This window comes from Natrinema sp. HArc-T2 (assembly GCF_041821085.1).
Classification (GTDB): domain Archaea; phylum Halobacteriota; class Halobacteria; order Halobacteriales; family Natrialbaceae; genus Natrinema.
Genome location: NZ_JBGUAZ010000001.1, coordinates 213,153 through 228,956 on the forward strand (window position 1 = coordinate 213,153; position 15,804 = coordinate 228,956).

Consider the following 15,804-nt stretch of genomic DNA (forward strand, 5'->3'; position numbering starts at 1 on the left):
GCGAACCGTCACCGAAGCAAGTTGCTCAGCCACCGGTATGGCCGCGGGAGCCGGAGATATCGTTTTTGCTGGGCCTGTATCCAGCCGATCGTCGTCAGGCACCCAGCAGCAAGCGGCGCGATCGACGTGGTGCCGGGAAGCAGGACACTGCTCCCGAGGATCGCCGCAGCCGTCGTGAACCCGGCAAGCGTATACAGACGCGTGTATGCAACGTCGGTTCCGTTCTGCCATGCACGACCGAACAGGGTCGCGCCGACACCGAATAGAGCCGTGAGAAACACCGTGTGCAGCCAGTAGCCGACGTTTGGAACGATACCGGTAACGGCAATCGAGGCGGGTGGGGTGTCCGTCACGGTCCAGTACAGCGAGTGTGTCGGGGTGGTAATCGCGAGCGTGATGTCAATCCCGGCGAGCAGGGCAACGGCGCGATAGATCTGTTGGCGGTGATCGAGTCGCGGCGTGCTACTCGCTGTACTGGCAAACAGCAGCCAACCCAGTCCGGCCAGAACGGCACCCAGCGTCGCGATGCTGAAGAAAAACCCCTTCACGATCGGTCGTGGATCGAGCGCCTGTGCGGCGAACAGCCCGTTCCAGACCGCGACACCCATGAGAAACAGGATATACGACAGGCCGTTATCGCGGTCGCGGTACGCGATCCCGGTCGCAAGATACGGGTAGGTCGTGAGGACGATGAGACCGGCCGCTGCAATGAGCGAGACGGACAGCAAGTGGCCGGAATCCATACACCCAGTCCTGTTTCAAATAACTTGTATATTCTGACGTGCTGTCGGCACGACGAAACCGGTGACGAGCACGCCTGTGACGGGTGTCGGTGCGACTCCGTGCGTATCGATCGAACGGCTTTTGCGATGCCGGCAGGTAGGAGCGAGCAATGGACGTACTGATCGTCGGCGCAGGGTCGATGGGGACGTGGTTCGGCGACGCCGTCGACGCCGAGGTCGCGTTCGCCGATATCGACGGCGACGCTGCGGCGGCTGCGGCAGAGACCGTCGGCGGCGCTGTCGCCGAGCTCGAGGGGGAGACGACCTACGACGTCGTCTGTCTCGCGGTGCCGATGACCCACGTGGCCGAGGCGGTTGCTGCCCAGGCCACGCGGGCCAAGCAGGCGCTCGTCGACGTCTCTGGCGTGATGGAACCCGCACTCGAAGCGATGGAACGCCACGCGCCGACCGTCGAACGGGCCAGCCTCCACCCGCTGTTTGCACCCGAGCGGGCACCCGGCTCGATCGCCGTCGTTCGCGACCGATCGGGGCCGGCAACTGACGAGCTACTCACGACGCTCGAGGCTCGTGGCAACGACTTGCTCGAGACCACTGCCACAGAGCACGACGAGGCCATGGAGACTGTGCAGGCGGCGACCCACGCCGCGGTCCTCTCGTTTGCGCTTGCAGCAGAGTCGGTCCCCGACGGGTTCGAGACGCCGATCTACGATGCGCTGGGACGACTCGCCAGGCAGGTCACAGCGGGGACACCGCGAGTCTACGCCGACATTCAGGCGACGTTCGACGGTGCGGACGCCGTCGCAGACGCCGCCGCCGATATCGCCGCTGCCGATGCTGACGAACTCGAGGCGCTGTATCAAGAGGCGGCTGCGAACTGGCACGATGGACACGACGAACGACGCGACACTGAGGAGGAGACGACATGAGTGATCACCGCGAGGCCGTGCGCTCGAACGCGAAGTATCTGCGAAACGTCCGACCGATCGACCCCGACGAGATCGCCGAATACATCGAGGGCGTCCCGCATCCGGCGGTCGTCAAACAGCTCCTCCGCGAGGAGGCCGCCGACCTCGGCTTGCTCGAGCGAGACGACGGGACGTTCGTCCCCGTCGACGACGACCCGGTGCGGCCTCGCCGGGGACCGGTCGAGGCGTTCCCGGCTGATTACGAACGGCGGCTCGAGGACCTGCTCGCCGACCGCTATGGCCCTAACTGGTACGACGGGGCGTCTGGCGACGTGCTCCGGTCGACGATCCGACGATTCAAAGCCGACTACCTCGATGGCCGCTCGGTCGAGTACGACGACGACGTGGCGGCAGGCTACGCGATCTATCACCTGCCGGGCTACTACGCGGCGATTCAGTACGCACTCGACGACCTCGCAGATCGGGGACTGCTGGGACGGAAGCTTCGAGTTCTCGATGTCGGCGCTGGCGTCGGCGGTCCCGCACTCGGCCTCTGTGACTACCTCCCCGAGGATGCGCTGGTCGACTACCACGCGATCGAACCCAGCGCGGCCACGGACGTCCTCGAGGACTTGCTCGCCGAAACCGGGCGAAACGTCCACACGACGATCCACCGGACGACCGCGGAGGACTTCGACCCGAGCGAGGCCGCCAGTGACAGCTTCGACCCCACCGCACCCGACGACGGCTTCGATCTCGTCCTCACCTGTAACGTGTTAAGCGAACTCGAGGAGCCTGCCGCAGTAACACGATCGTTCCTCGAGACGGTCGCCCCCGACGGGACGTTCCTCGCGATGGCACCCGCAGATAAGAACACCAGCGTGGGGCTGCGCGAGGTCGAACGCGAACTCGAGGGCCAGCGGCTGTGGGACCAGGATGCAGTGGCACCTGCCGACGGCGGCGACAGCAGCGGTGACGAAGCGACGGGAGCCGACCGCCGGCGTGGCACGGTGACCGTCTACGGTCCAACTGTTCGGCTCTGGCCCGGCGAAACCCCGTCAGATCGTGGCTGGTCGTTCGACGTGCGACCGGATCTGGCTGTGCCGGGATTCCAGCGCCGTCTCGACGAGGCGACGCCGGCCGACGACGCCGACCACGACCCCGGCGAGTTCGTCAACGTGGACGTCCAGTTTTCCTATTCTATGCTGCGACTCGACGATCGTCGGCGGATCGACATGGCCCTCGACACCAGCAAGTGGGCGAAGATGGCTGAGATGGACCGCCACGTCACCAATCGGATCGACCTCGTCGCGGCGAAACTCAGCCGATCGCTGAGCGACAGCGACGAGGGCCGCGGCGGTCGATCGAACCCGCTGTTCAAGATCAGCGACGGCAGCGAGGCGATCGACCACTATGCCGTCGTGACGAAGGAGACCTCGCTCAACCAAGCGCTGCTCGAGGCCGACTACGGAGAAGTTTGCTCGTTCGAGCGGATTCTCGCGCTCTGGAACGACGACGAGGAAGCCTACAATCTGGTCGTCGACGAGGAGACGATCGTCGACCGGCTCGCCTGATCCTGTCTCCTCTCCAGATTCTGCGCGCGCACATGGGCGGTGAAGATCGCGGGTGTGCCGGCGCTGCGGGACGCCCGGGAAGCCGTGTCGAGTGCCGGAAGCGGTGACCTTTTCGCATCGCTGCCCGACGGAACTGACATGACCGACGACCTCGAGATCCTGCTGACCAACGACGACGGGATCAACAGCACCGGCATCCGGGCGCTGTACGACGCCCTCTCCGAACACGCCAACGTGACCGTCGTCGCGCCCGCCGGCGACCAGAGCGCGTGCGGGCGGTCGATATCCCACGAAGTTGAGGTCGACGACCACGAACTCGGCTACGCTGTCCACGGGACGCCAGCCGACTGCGTCGTCGCCGGCCTCGCGGAACTCGGCCCGTTCCCCGACCTCGTCGTCGCGGGCTGTAACAAGGGCGCGAACCTCGGCGAGTACGTCCTCGGGCGCTCGGGGACGATCAGCGCAGCCGTCGAAGCCGCATTCTTCGACGTCCCCGCGATCGCGACCTCGCTGTACGTCCCCGTCGACGACACCCCGTTCGAGGACGTCGAGATCACAGCCGACGACTACGCCGAAGCCACCCGCATCACGACCTACCTCGCCGACCGTGCGCTCGAGGCCGGCGTCTTCGAGCACGCCGCCTATCTCAATGTCAACGTCCCGCTGCCCGACGGCGAGCCCGCACCGCTCGAGATCACACGGCCCTCGAAACGCTACGAGATGGACGCCGAACGCGACGGCACACACGTCACGCTCCACGACCGCGTCTGGGACGACATGACGCCCGACGCGCTCCCCGATCCGCCGGGAACGGACCGCCGGGCCGTCGTCGAAGGGAAGGTGAGCGTCTCGCCGCTGACCGCTCCTCACTCGACGAACCACCACGAGGCCCTCGATGCGCTCGCCGACGACTACGACGGCTCTCGACTCGAGTGAGCCACCGTTCGCGATGTCGGCGGACCTGTCGGTCGTCGAAAGTGATAACTGACTTGCGGGTCGCAAGGCGGCTACTATTTGATACCCGCACCGTCACGATAGCTACGACATCTCCAACGGATACTACCCATGCCATTCATAAAACATAAAATCAAGGTAGGTGGGCGTACAAGTTGTGACAGACCCAATGGACGGTGATCAATAGATGGTATTCGACGCACTCCGGACCCGTCTCTCGTCTCTCTGGCGCAGCTCGACCGACGAGTCAGCCGCGGACGAGTCCGGGACGACACCGGACACAGACACAGACTCGAGTCCGGCAGCCGACGACGAAACGTTGAGCTATGCCGAACAGATCGAATACGGCGTCGACGAACACGACCTCCCGGACGAAGACAAGATCCTCCGACTGCTCGTCAAACGCGGCGGTCGCGTCGATCAATCCACCATTCTAGACGAAACTGACTGGTCGCAGGAGCACCTCGAGGCCGTCATCGACCGCATGGAAGCCGACGACCAGATCAGCGCCATCACTGTCGGTCGTAAGCGCGTGATCTGTCGCCGCGGCTTCGAGCCCAAAGGGTATCGATCGCATCTCAACGAGTAGTTCGCTGTCTCTCCGCCACCGTCGCCTGACCACCGGTGCTCCGCTCGCCAGTGCCTCCACGTCGCGGTGCAACTCCAGGGTCGTTTCGACGGGTCCCGGCGCAGTCCCGACTGGTGTTGGGCGGTGTTTTCGATGCTGTGTCTCGAGTCGACCATTTGTCTCGGAGGTGTACCCAGCCGATCGTGGAGTCGGAATTTCGCGACCGTCAGCGCGTGACGGCGCTCGATTGCGCGACTGAAACGGCGTTATGATCCGTATAGTGATCCCTCCAACAGTGGAATCAGTGTCTAATGAAATCTCGCAGACCAATGTCTGACGGACGGCATAACAAGCAGTGCTGCTCGATCGGGTCTCCGGATCGATCCCGACCCGACAGCGTCCCGGCTCCGATAGTAGTGGCGGATACCCAGAGCACGGAGACGACCGGCTGGTCGCCCGCTGACCGGCTCCAACCGGCATCGACAGTCGGCGAGCCGATGAGCGTGTAACTTACCGACACTATCTCAATTCCAAACTTATCGATAATGCGCCGCAACGCCCAACACCACCGAACGGAGACCCGATCGATTCAGCGCAGCGTCCAGATCCTGCTTACCGTCTGTGGCATCGCGTTCCTGCTTGCAGGCATGGTACTTGCCGTGAGCGGAGCCTCCGTCAGCAGCGCGGTCGGATCGGTCAGCGACAGAATAGACGATGCCCGACAGCCGACCGACGGCGGTGTCGACACGGTCGACAGCGGATCGGCAGACGATGGCGGTACGACCGACACCGAGACGGCCAACGAAACGGAAACGACGGACGATGCTGACAATACAGATACCCGGACCGGCGAGACTGACGACGCGGACACCCAGACGGATGGGACTGACAGTACAGACACCGAAGCTGGCGGCAACGAAAGTAGCAGTACTGACGAATCGCACGTCCTGACGGCAGTCGTGGAATCGAAGAACGGTGACGTGATCGATAACGCTACCGTCTCCGTCGATACCGGATCCGCCTCGACCATCTCGCAATCAGTCGACGGGAACGGCGAGACGGAATTCGACCTCGAGGACGGCGAATACACGATTACCGCGGACGCCGACGGCTACCAGCCGTCGGAAACGACCGTCCAGATCGACGGTGCAGACGAGACGGTCACACTGACGCTCGAGCAGCAGACGCAAGCCGACAGCGGTACCGATAGCGGCGATGGATCGCATACGCTGGCAGTGACGGTCAAAGACGAAAACGGCACCGCGGTCGAGAATGCAACCGTCGAGGTCGAAGCGGACTCCAGTTTCCTCGGCTCGAGCGACACGAAACAGGTTGGCGACGATGGCGTAGCGACGTTCGAGCGCAGCGACGGGACATACACGGTCAGCGCGGACGCGGACGGATACCGGCTCGCGGAGCGAACTGTCACGATCGATGGCGACGACGAAGCGATCACGCTGACACTCGAGTCGCGAGACGACTAACTGCGACCGCTGCCAGCGCGCTGTGCCACGACGCGCGACTCATTTTGCACGCTGACCCCGTACTCCGGTGCCAGTACGGTCTCGAACCCATCCGAGACCCGGTCCCAAAGCCGAAGAGTGTAGCGTAGCCGCCGTTCGAGACGGCGCTGGCCGATTGCTCGAGCGTGCTGGACCAGCGGTGAGACGACGCCAATGTCAATCGAGACGACCGACAGGGGACACGCGATGACGTCAGCGAGTCGATCCGTACCTGACGAACGGCACTATCAGCAACATCGTACCCTCCTCGGCGGCCTCGAGCGGGCCACCGGGGCGGCAGTCGATCCGATAGCTCCTTTCGCACGAGCGGGACGACTCATGCGAGTCGCTGCGCCGCGTTTCGGCACTCGCCGGGTCTGTACCGCTGCACTCCGCTAACGGTGTGAGAAGACGCTACGCGGATTTGAGCCGTGAACCGGCGGCGTCGAACTGACCGCGAAAAAACGTTAGCTGTGAGACGGGACGATCATTCGACCGTCACGCTCTTCGCGAGATTGCGCGGTTTGTCGATCGGTCGACCGAGTTGCTTCGCGGCGTGATAGGACAGCAGCTGCAACTGGACGTTCGCGAGCAGGCCCGCCCAGACGGGATGGGTCTCGGGGACCGACAGGTGTGCGTCGGCGACGTCGACGAGGGGGTTATCGTCGGGTCCGACGGCGACGATCGGTGCCCCGCGGGACTGGGCTTCGATCGCGTTCGTCTTCGTCTTCTCGTCGTCGCTGCTCGTGTAGACCGCGAACAGCGGCGTCTCCTCAGTCACGAGCGCGAGCGGCCCGTGTTTGAGCTCACCGGCGGCGAACCCTTCCGCGTGCTCGTAGGTGATCTCCTTGAACTTCAGCGCGCCCTCGAGCGCGACGGAGTGGCCGAGCCCGCTGCCGATGAAGAAGAACGACTCGCTGTCGAGAGTGTCCCGAGCGAGCGTCTCGGCCCGGGTCGACTCGAGGACGGCTTCGACGTGCTGTGGCAGGTCCGTGAGCGCCTCGAGCATCGCCGTTCGATCGGCGGCGGGGGTCGCGTCCGGAACGTCCCCGGCGATGCGCTGGGAGAGGAGCGCGAGTGTGACCGCCTGCGAGGAGTAGGTCTTCGTTGCGGCGACGCCGACTTCCGGGCCGGCGCGGATGTAGACCGCGTCGTCGGCTTCGCGCGCGACCGTCGAACCGACGACGTTGGTGACGGCGAGCGTCCGCGCGCCGCGGTTTGCGGCGGTTCGGACCGCATCGAGGGTGTCGGCGGTTTCGCCGCTCTGCGTAACCGCGACGGTGAGCGTGGTTTCGTCGACCGGGCCGGTCGTGGCCTCGTACTCGCTGGCCCGGAGCACTTCGGTCCGGAGTCCGGCCTCGCGGACCAGCTGGCTGCCGTACATCGCCGCGTGATACGACGTCCCGCAGGCGACGAACTGAACGGACTCGATTCCGTCGAACGTCCCTGGCGGAAGATCCTCGAACGCGACATCGCCGTCCTCGACCCGGCCTTCGATCGTGTTAGCGAGGGAGGTCGGCTGATTATTGATCTCCTTGAGCATATAGTGATCGTACTCGCCTTTCCCCGCATCCTCCGGGTCCCAGTCGACGGTGTCGACCGACCGCTCGACCGGATTGCCGGCGAGGTCAGTGATCCGGTAGGAATCGGGCTCGAGGACGACCAGATCGCCGTCTTCGAGGTAGATCACCTCGTCGGTGTGATCGAGGAACGCCGGGACGTCGCTGGCGAGGAACCACTCCTCCTCGTCGAGACCGAGGACGAGCGGCGACCCCTTCCGTGCAGCGTAGACTGCCTCTTCGCCGTCGACGATCGCAGCGATCGCGTAGCTTCCCTCGAGCGTCTCGACAGCCCGGCGGACCGCTCGTTCGGTGTCGCCGGTCGCCTCCCGGTACTCGTCGATGAGGTGTGGGATGACCTCCGTGTCGGTGTCGCTGTCGAACTCGTGGCCCTTCTCCTGGAGGTCCGCCCGGAGCTCGTCGTAGTTGTCGATAACGCCGTTGTGAACCACCGCGACGTCGCCCGCCGTGTCCGTATGCGGATGGGCGTTCTCGTCGGTCGGTGGCCCGTGGGTACTCCAGCGGGTGTGGCCGATCCCCATGTTTCCGTGTGGCTGCGTATTCAACGCCGATTTGAGGTCGGACACTTCGCCCGAGCACTTGTGTACCTTGACGCCGGAGCCGTTCTGGACAGCGATGCCCGCCGAGTCATAGCCCCGGTACTCGAGGTTCTCGAGTCCCGAGAGAAGCGTCTCCGCTGCGTTCCCGTGACCAATCCGTGCGATAATGCCGCACATTAGCCGCTCACCTCCAGCTGCGTCGCCGGCGACCATGCCGCGCCGGCTGCGCGGTGTGCAGCGGCGCAATCGACGGTTGTGACGGACGTATCGAGTCGGTTCGAGATCGCTGCCGTGAATGCAGTCCTGTTCCGTGTCATTGGTATCGTCGAACCCGTCCGCTCGTTGCTGTCGGATCGGGCCTCACTTCGACCACGGACAACAGCGGCCATTACTATACCACGAATAAGACGGTACGACGAACGCGACGTGAGCTATCGACTGTGTAAGACGCGTTCGTTTTCACACCCGCAGTGTCACGGGTCGTTCGCTCCCCGCTACACCAGCATAGAGTGGTCGCGTGAACACATCGGGACCGTCCGAGCGAGCGGGCTGATCCGGTGAAACGCTATACTGGCGTTCAACGACGGAGTACACAACGCCCGATAGACGCGTCGCTGATCGGTTTACGAAGAGAGTAAACGCTGTTTTGTCGCTGAAAGTCGAAACGCAATCGGCGAAACCGGTCGCCATCGTCGTCCAATGGCTCGGTGACACCGACCGCGTTCCGGGTGGTGCAATTTGATGTCGACGGAGCGGGTGCTTACGGAAGCGGATTTTCGACGTCATCCGACTGCGTCTCGTCGTCGTCCGGTCGGTCGGCGAAGACGATGACGTTCTCCCGACCCACCGATCGCTTTTCGATCGTGCCGTCGGCATGCATCTGTGAGCAGATCCGGCTCACTTTCGACTTCGACCAGCCGGTCTCGTCTGCGATTCGGTGTTGGCGAATGCGACCGTGATTCGCGACCAGCAGCCGGACGACTTTGCCTTCGTCACTCAGGAGTTGCGGCGGTGTCTCGGCCGATAGATACGTTTCGTACGCCCGAGGGCTGTCAGTGCCTGCGTGAGGTGATTCCGCTGTATTGCCTGCCGTATTCGCAAGGAGCGAGAGCGGCGAAATCTCGAGCTCGCGTTCCGACAACACGTCTGCCGTTCGAATCCCGATGAGCACACTGATGAGCACGAAGAGAACCGCGACCAGGGCCACATCCCCGAATGATGTCGTACGAAGCAGTTGTAACGGCTCGCCGGATCGACCGCCGATCCAGATACCACTTGTCCGTAAGGGACTCGCGTGGACGCCCTGATGGGTTGAAGTCAGAACCGTATCGATCGAGACGGTGCTATGAATCGATGCGAGCTGGGCTCTGACTCCGATCGGGGAATGTGACACCATGATTGACGCGGTTCTGCTGCGGTCGGTGTATGACCGAGTCACGGTGGCCGTGACCTCGCCGACCGCACTGGAGATCCGATACTCTGCACCTTCATTATGAATCCGTATAGGAGCGTTTAACAACGGTTTAAGGGCTCATCCCGGCGTTCAGCCGTCGACCGGGCCAATGCTGCCGGCAGCGCCATTCGCCGCTCGGTTTCGCCATGCGAGACGTTTGCACTCGTTTATTCGCGGTATAGTAATCCCCCGACACCGACTTGCCGAGTTTGTAGCACGGCCCGCCGGTTGCGGGCCCAACAGTTCCGGACAGTCACCGTCGCACTCGGTCGTGTGACGGTCCAGCGACAACGCACCACCCATGACCACGATAATCAGCGATACGGAGAAGCAATCGGACGAGCGAGCGAGCGGCCAGTACGCGGCCGAACCGAGCGGTGAGGAGACCAGCCTCGAACGGGCGACGGAGCAACTCTCGCGCGAAGCGACGATCTGCGTCGTCGGGCTGGGGTACGTCGGACTGCCGCTTGCAGTCGGGTTCGCACAGTCGGACTACCGCGTGATCGGATACGACGTTGACGACGTGACGGTCGGTCGACTGCAGGAGGGTATCGATACGACCGGTGACCTCTCCGACGGGGTGATTCAGGACGGCGACATCTCCTACACGACCGACGCGACCGCGATCGGCGAGGCCGACTACGTCGTCATCGCCGTGCCGACGCCGATCGACGATGACGAGCGACCGGACCTCGGCTACGTCGAGAGCGCGGCGACCACCGTCGGATCGAAGATGGATCCCGGGACGACGGTCGTCCTCGAGTCGACGGTCTACCCTGGCACGACGCGCGATGTCCTCGTACCGGCGCTCGAGGACGCGTCCGGACTGACGGCGGGCGAAGACTTCTTCGTCGGCTACTCGCCGGAACGCGCCACGCCGGGCGACGAGGAACACGGGCTCGCGGACGTGACCAAAGTCGTCAGCGCGCAGAGCGAGACGGTGCTCGAGGACGTGGCGACGCTGTACGAGTCGGTCGTCGATGCGGGCGTCCATCGCGCCCCCTCGATCGAGGTCGCCGAAGCCTGCAAGGTTGTCGAGAACGCCCAGCGCGACCTCAACATCGCGTTCGTCAACGAACTCTCGATGGCGCTCGAGTCGATGGACGTCGACGGGCAGGCCGTCCTCGAGGCCGCAGGCACGAAGTGGAACTTCCACGACTACCGGCCAGGGCTGGTCGGCGGCCACTGTATCCCGGTCGATCCGTACTTCTTCGCGTACCGATCGGCCCAGGAAGGCTTCGAGCCCGAACTCATGCAGACGGGCCGGCAGGTCAACGAGTCCGTGCCCGACCACGTCGCCGAGTTGACGATCAAAGCCCTCAACCAGTGTCACAAGACGCTCCGCGAGAGTCGCGTGCTGGTGTTGGGACTGGCGTACAAACCAGGCGTCGGGGACATCCGCAGCTCGAAGATCGGCAACGTCATCGATGAGCTTTCCGAGTACGACATCGGGATCGAAGGATTCGATCCGTTCGCCGACAACGACACGGCCCGCGACGCGTTCGGGATCGACGTCCAGGAGCGACTCTCGTTCGAGGGGTTCGACGCGGTCTTGCTTGCGACGCCCCACGCGGAGTTCGAACAGCTGGATCTCGAGGCGGTCGCGAGCCAACTCGCTGACGAGCCCGCGCTGGTCGACGTGACCGGCACGATCGACGAGGACGCGGCCGTCGATGCGGGATTCGTCTACCGGAGGTTGTGAGGAGATGAGAGACCAGCGGTACCTCTCGAGCGACCGTTCCACGGAGGTGGACCGACGATGCGCGTGATGATCACGATCCAGCATCCCGGACACGTCCACTTCTTCCGGCACCCGATCGCGGAACTGGAAGCGCGCGGGCACGAGGTCCACGTCTTCGCTCGCGAGAGCGACGTCGCCGTTCGGCTCCTCGAGGCGTACGATATCGATCACGAGGTGCTCGCCGGCGAGTCGGACTCGCTGGTCTCGCTGGCAGCCGTGCAGGCGACCTACGAACTGCGACTCCTCCGGCGGGCACGGCGGATCGAGCCGGACGTGATCACGGCGATCGGCGGCGTCGCCGCCGCCCACGTCGCGTCGGTGACGAGCGCGAAGAGCCTCGTCTTCTACGACACCGAACACGCGAGTCTCATCACGACGCTCAGCTATCCGTTCGCGGATACGATCGCCACGCCGGCGTGTTATCGAGACGAGATCGGGCCGAAACAGGTGACGTACCCGGGATATCACGAACTCGCCTATCTCCACCCGGATCGGTTCGAGCCCGACCCGACCGTCCTCGAGGAGGTCGGGCTGGACGCCGACGCGTCGTTCGCCGTCGTTCGGCTCAGCAGCTGGGACGCTTCCCACGACGTCGGTCACGGCGGGTTCGACAATCCTCGAGCGGTCGTCGATCGACTCGAAGATGCGGGTCTGCAGGTCCTGCTGACGGCCGAAGGAGAGCCGCCAGCCGATCTCGCGTCGTACCAGTTCGAGACCTCGCCGGACCGGATGCACGATCTGCTCGCGTACGCCGACGTCGTCCTGAGCGAGGGAGCGACGACCGCGGCGGAAGCCGCCGTGCTCGGCACGCCGGTGGTCTATGTGAACCCGCTCTCACTGGGCTACACGACGGAACTCGAGGAGGAGTACGGCCTGCTGTTCGAGTACACTGGCGACGAAAGACACACACGCGGGCTCGAGCAGGCCGTCTCGATCGTCGAGGAACCAGCCGAAACGTGGAAACGCCGTCGGGAGCGCCTGCTCGAGGAACGGATCGACGTGACAGAGGTCGTCACCCGACAGATCGAAACGCTCGCGCAGGCGAGCACGGCGGATCGAACGACTCCTGCGGCGAACCCGGATCATCCATGAAGGTACTCCAACTGGTCACGTCGTCACGACCGTTTTTCGAACAGCAAGTCTCGGCCCTCGAGGACCGCGACGTCGACTGTACGGTCCTCGAGGTGCCCGGCGAACACAGCGGCGATTCGGGTCGGACGCCGACGGACTACGCGCGATACTACGCGAACGTGCTCTCTGCGGTCCGGTCGTCGTCGTACGATCTGATACACGCGAACTACGGGCTCGTCGCTCCGTTCGCGCTCGCCCAGCCGACCCGCCCGGTGGTACTGACTCTGTGGGGGACGGACCTCATGAGCGACCGGACGTGGCTGCGATCGTGCAGTCGGTACGGTGCCCGCCGGGCGGACGCCGCGATCGTGCCGAGCCGGGTCATGTCACGCGACCTCGAGACCGACCACGAACTGATTCCGTTCGGCGTCGACACCGACCTGTTTCAGCCGATGGCGCGGGCGGACGCGCGCGAGTACCTCGGCTGGGAAACCGAGCAGCCGATCGCGCTCTTCCCGTACGACCGGACCCGTTCGGTGAAGGACTATCCGCGGGCCCGCCGGCTCGTCGAGCGAGCCGAGGTCGACCTCGAACTGCGGACGGTCTCCGGCGTCGATCACGACGAGATGCCTTACTACATGAATGCGAGCGACGTCCTCCTGGTCACCTCGAAGCGCGAGAGCGGCCCGATGGTCGTCAAAGAAGCCGCCGCATGCAATCTGCCGATCGTCTCGACCGACGTCGGCTTCGTCCGCGAGACGATCCGCGGTCTGACGAACTGCACCGTCAGCGACAACGACGGGGCGCTCCTTGGCGGCCTCGAGCAAGCCGTCGAAGATGCCGGTCGATCCAACGGGCGCGAATCGATCGACGGGCTCTCCGTCGACTCGCTTGGAGAGCGCCTCCACGGACTGTATCGCCGAGTACTCGATCCGGACGCCAGGGCGAGCTATCCGACGGGGGTCAGTCATGAAGTATAGCTCACTGTCGGAGCTGCGGCCGCTGCGACTCGACACCGTCGCGGCGATCGGCGGGCTCGTGCTCGCGCTGGCCTTGTTCCCGCTGCGATTTCTCACATCACAGATCTACATCAATACCGTGCCGGTCATCCTCGGTACCGCGTGCGTCCTGTATATCGTCTCCCTGTATCAGCAAGACGACGCGCGGGCAGTTCCGACGCTTCCCTCGTCGGTATCGATGGCGCTTCCGAGTATTGTCTTTGTCGGGCTGTCGGGTCTCGTGGTGTTGCCGGTCGTTCAGGGTGAACGAACGCTTTCCTTCTTCGGGCTGGCGAGTGTCGTCGGCACGCTCGTTATCGGCCAGATCGTCTTCGCGAGCGATCGCGACCTCCATCCCGGCCTGCTGTTGCTCCAGATCGTTTGCTTCGCGTTCGTCTTCCGATTCGCTGCGCTCTACACGACGCCAGGCTACATCGGAATCGACATCTGGACCCACCGTGAACTCGTCGACGCAATTCTCACGGAGCAGTCGCTGAGCGCCATCTCCGATAACAAACACTACGGATCGCCGTTCTACCACCTCCTGGTCGCCGCCTCGTCGTTGCTATACGACGTCCCGATCCGCGCCGCGTTGTACCTCTCCGTCGGCCTCGTGATGCCGCTGTCAGTCCTGCTCGTCTACGCGACGACGAACCTGCTCGTCACGACGCGGTGGGCAGTGCTGGCGACGGCGCTCTACGCGTTCGGCAACCACGTCGCGCGGTGGGGAATACACATCATCCCCACGAGCCTGGGGCTGGTCTTCTTTCTCGCGATGCTGTATGCGCTGATCCGCGTAATGCGGATCGAATACACGATCCGGGACTTCGCGCTGCTGCTCCTGTTGAGCGTCGCCGTCATCCTCACCCACCAGGTGTCGACGTTCATCATGCTCGTGTTGTTGCTCGCGGCGTTTCTCGCCCAGCTCGTGTTCGTGATCGGCCCGTTCGGACTCACGCGGCTCGACACGAGCGTTTTCCGGACGAAAAAGCCGGTCAACCTCGTCGGGCTCGTCGTCTTCAACCTCGGGCTGACGATCTTCGTCTGGTCGCTGACGCCGTATAATCAGGACTCGTTCCTGGGAACGGTCCTGAGCTACTTCGCGCAGACGCTCGAGGACAGCGCCGGCTTCCTCAATACCGCAGGTGAGTCCGAGACGGCGCAAGCGGGGGCCGAAGCCGCGCCGACACTGATAGAACAGGTGGTTCCCTATGTGGACAATCTCGGCTTCCTGCTGTTGCTCGGTGCCACGTTCGCCGGCTGTCTGTACGTCGTCCACCGGCGACGTGCCGAACAGTCGGTGTTCACGCTCCTGCTGGCGGCGGCGTTCATGCTGGTGTTTATTCTCGGGTTCCCGATGTTCGGCATTCGGACGTTCATTCCGACACGCTGGTTCGCGTTCCTCTATGCGCCGATGGCTATCCTCGGTGCGATCGGGCTACGGACGCTCCGAGGGAGCCTGACGCCGTCGCTCGTCGTCGTCGTGTTACTGGTGGGTGTGCTCGTGTATCCGGGTTCGATGGTCCTCGCCGCCGAGAGCAACGTCGAGAATCCGGTCTTTGACGACCAGCACGAGCGGCTCGCGTACAACGAGACGGAACTCGCTGCGGCCGAGTCGATCGCCGAACTGACGGGGTCGCCCGACGGCGAAGAGATCCGTCCCGATCAACAACTCTACACTGATCACCCGTATCAGACGCTGTTCAGTCGGACCGGCGCGTATCCCTCGACGACGACTGCGACGGTGCCGGAAGGCGGCGTCGCGGACCACGACTACTCGGTCTATCGATCGGCCCAATCGACCGACGCGACGTACGTGACGAACACGAACGGAACCGCGCGGATCGAAGACCTCTCTCCGACACAGCTCTGTCGCCCTGACCAGGCGACGGTCTACACGAACGGGGACGTGACGATGTGTACGCCATCACCGGCAAGTCGCTGATCGACGACGGGACCGGACGGTCGCTTTTTCGAATCAGTACAACCGGCCCGACAGGTATCACCGAGAGGCAGTCTCGAGCGATAGTAACGGAGACGATGAACGGCTGCTCTCTTTCGCTTCTCTGTGGCGTTAGAAACCGGGCAAGGGAGATTTACGACAAACGGGTTGTGTGCACGTCAGATCGATCACAGCGCCGTCTCGAGCTCGAGACAACCACGGACTTGCCTGTGG

At 64.0% G+C, this 15,804-nt stretch carries 12 protein-coding genes; 9 read left to right on the plus strand and 3 right to left on the minus strand.

Going from position 1 to position 15,804, the window contains the following annotated elements; all coding sequences use genetic code 11:
- Positions 1–8: 8 nt before the first annotated feature.
- Positions 9–743, minus strand: a complete 735-nt coding sequence (locus ACERI1_RS01145) for a histidine kinase N-terminal 7TM domain-containing protein (RefSeq protein WP_373616194.1) — start codon at positions 741–743, stop codon at positions 9–11.
- Between the two features lie 149 nt (positions 744–892).
- Here ACERI1_RS01145 and ACERI1_RS01150 point away from each other — a divergent pair, with 149 nt between their 5' ends.
- The 5 genes from ACERI1_RS01150 (at position 893) to ACERI1_RS01170 (ending at position 6,228) form a co-directional block, all read left to right on the plus strand.
- Positions 893–1,669 carry a prephenate dehydrogenase gene (locus ACERI1_RS01150; protein WP_373616195.1) on the plus strand — a complete coding sequence of 259 codons (777 nt, stop codon included), beginning with the start codon at positions 893–895 and terminating at the stop codon, positions 1,667–1,669.
- A complete protein-coding gene (locus ACERI1_RS01155; RefSeq protein WP_373616196.1) occupies positions 1,666–3,222 on the plus strand; it encodes a small ribosomal subunit Rsm22 family protein in 1,557 nt (518 codons plus the stop codon). Before ACERI1_RS01150 ends, ACERI1_RS01155 begins: the two co-directional genes overlap by 4 nt.
- A 138-nt stretch (positions 3,223–3,360) precedes the next feature.
- Positions 3,361–4,158, plus strand: coding sequence for a 5'/3'-nucleotidase SurE (gene surE, locus ACERI1_RS01160; protein WP_373616197.1), 798 nt, complete (start codon positions 3,361–3,363; stop codon positions 4,156–4,158).
- A 205-nt stretch (positions 4,159–4,363) separates the two neighbouring features.
- Positions 4,364–4,765 (plus strand): helix-turn-helix transcriptional regulator, encoded by a 402-nt coding sequence (locus ACERI1_RS01165; protein WP_373616198.1) that lies wholly within the window; start codon positions 4,364–4,366, stop codon positions 4,763–4,765.
- Positions 4,766–5,289: 524 nt separating this feature from the next.
- Positions 5,290–6,228: a carboxypeptidase regulatory-like domain-containing protein gene (locus ACERI1_RS01170; RefSeq protein ID WP_373616199.1), complete on the plus strand. Its 939-nt coding sequence runs from the start codon at positions 5,290–5,292 to the stop codon at positions 6,226–6,228.
- 505 nt (positions 6,229–6,733) lie between these two features.
- On the opposite strand, the gene glmS is transcribed toward ACERI1_RS01170, so the two are convergent.
- Both glmS and ACERI1_RS01180 read right to left on the minus strand, forming a co-directional pair.
- Positions 6,734–8,542 (minus strand): glutamine--fructose-6-phosphate transaminase (isomerizing), encoded by a 1,809-nt coding sequence (gene glmS, locus ACERI1_RS01175; protein WP_373616200.1) that lies wholly within the window; start codon positions 8,540–8,542, stop codon positions 6,734–6,736.
- A 583-nt stretch (positions 8,543–9,125) separates the two neighbouring features.
- Positions 9,126–9,761 carry a helix-turn-helix transcriptional regulator gene (locus ACERI1_RS01180; RefSeq protein ID WP_373616201.1) on the minus strand — a complete coding sequence of 212 codons (636 nt, stop codon included), beginning with the start codon at positions 9,759–9,761 and terminating at the stop codon, positions 9,126–9,128.
- A gap of 358 nt (positions 9,762–10,119) precedes the next feature.
- Here ACERI1_RS01180 and ACERI1_RS01185 point away from each other — a divergent pair, with 358 nt between their 5' ends.
- Genes ACERI1_RS01185 through ACERI1_RS01200 form a run of 4 tightly spaced genes read left to right on the plus strand, consistent with a single transcriptional unit; the run spans position 10,120 to position 15,573 of the window.
- The gene (locus ACERI1_RS01185; RefSeq protein ID WP_373616202.1) at positions 10,120–11,520 is read left to right on the plus strand and encodes a nucleotide sugar dehydrogenase; all 1,401 of its coding nucleotides are present in this window, start codon (positions 10,120–10,122) and stop codon (positions 11,518–11,520) included.
- Positions 11,521–11,577: 57 nt separating this feature from the next.
- Positions 11,578–12,651: a DUF354 domain-containing protein gene (locus ACERI1_RS01190; protein ID WP_373616203.1), complete on the plus strand. Its 1,074-nt coding sequence runs from the start codon at positions 11,578–11,580 to the stop codon at positions 12,649–12,651.
- A complete protein-coding gene (locus ACERI1_RS01195) occupies positions 12,648–13,610 on the plus strand; it encodes a glycosyltransferase (protein WP_373616204.1) in 963 nt (320 codons plus the stop codon). Before ACERI1_RS01190 ends, ACERI1_RS01195 begins: the two co-directional genes overlap by 4 nt.
- Positions 13,600–15,573, plus strand: coding sequence for a hypothetical protein (locus ACERI1_RS01200; protein WP_373616205.1), 1,974 nt, complete (start codon positions 13,600–13,602; stop codon positions 15,571–15,573). Before ACERI1_RS01195 ends, ACERI1_RS01200 begins: the two co-directional genes overlap by 11 nt.
- Positions 15,574–15,804 lie beyond the last annotated feature (231 nt).

Coding starts and splice junctions, on each gene's coding strand:
- ACERI1_RS01145 (WP_373616194.1), bottom strand. CDS start 743: ATGGATTCCGGCCACTTGCTGTCCGTCTCGCTCATTGCAGCGGCCGGT.
- ACERI1_RS01150 (WP_373616195.1), top strand. CDS start 893: ATGGACGTACTGATCGTCGGCGCAGGGTCGATGGGGACGTGGTTCGGC.
- ACERI1_RS01155 (WP_373616196.1), top strand. CDS start 1,666: ATGAGTGATCACCGCGAGGCCGTGCGCTCGAACGCGAAGTATCTGCGA.
- surE (WP_373616197.1), top strand. CDS start 3,361: ATGACCGACGACCTCGAGATCCTGCTGACCAACGACGACGGGATCAAC.
- ACERI1_RS01165 (WP_373616198.1), top strand. CDS start 4,364: ATGGTATTCGACGCACTCCGGACCCGTCTCTCGTCTCTCTGGCGCAGC.
- ACERI1_RS01170 (WP_373616199.1), top strand. CDS start 5,290: ATGCGCCGCAACGCCCAACACCACCGAACGGAGACCCGATCGATTCAG.
- glmS (WP_373616200.1), bottom strand. CDS start 8,542: ATGTGCGGCATTATCGCACGGATTGGTCACGGGAACGCAGCGGAGACG.
- ACERI1_RS01180 (WP_373616201.1), bottom strand. CDS start 9,761: ATGGTGTCACATTCCCCGATCGGAGTCAGAGCCCAGCTCGCATCGATT.
- ACERI1_RS01185 (WP_373616202.1), top strand. CDS start 10,120: ATGACCACGATAATCAGCGATACGGAGAAGCAATCGGACGAGCGAGCG.
- ACERI1_RS01190 (WP_373616203.1), top strand. CDS start 11,578: ATGCGCGTGATGATCACGATCCAGCATCCCGGACACGTCCACTTCTTC.
- ACERI1_RS01195 (WP_373616204.1), top strand. CDS start 12,648: ATGAAGGTACTCCAACTGGTCACGTCGTCACGACCGTTTTTCGAACAG.
- ACERI1_RS01200 (WP_373616205.1), top strand. CDS start 13,600: ATGAAGTATAGCTCACTGTCGGAGCTGCGGCCGCTGCGACTCGACACC.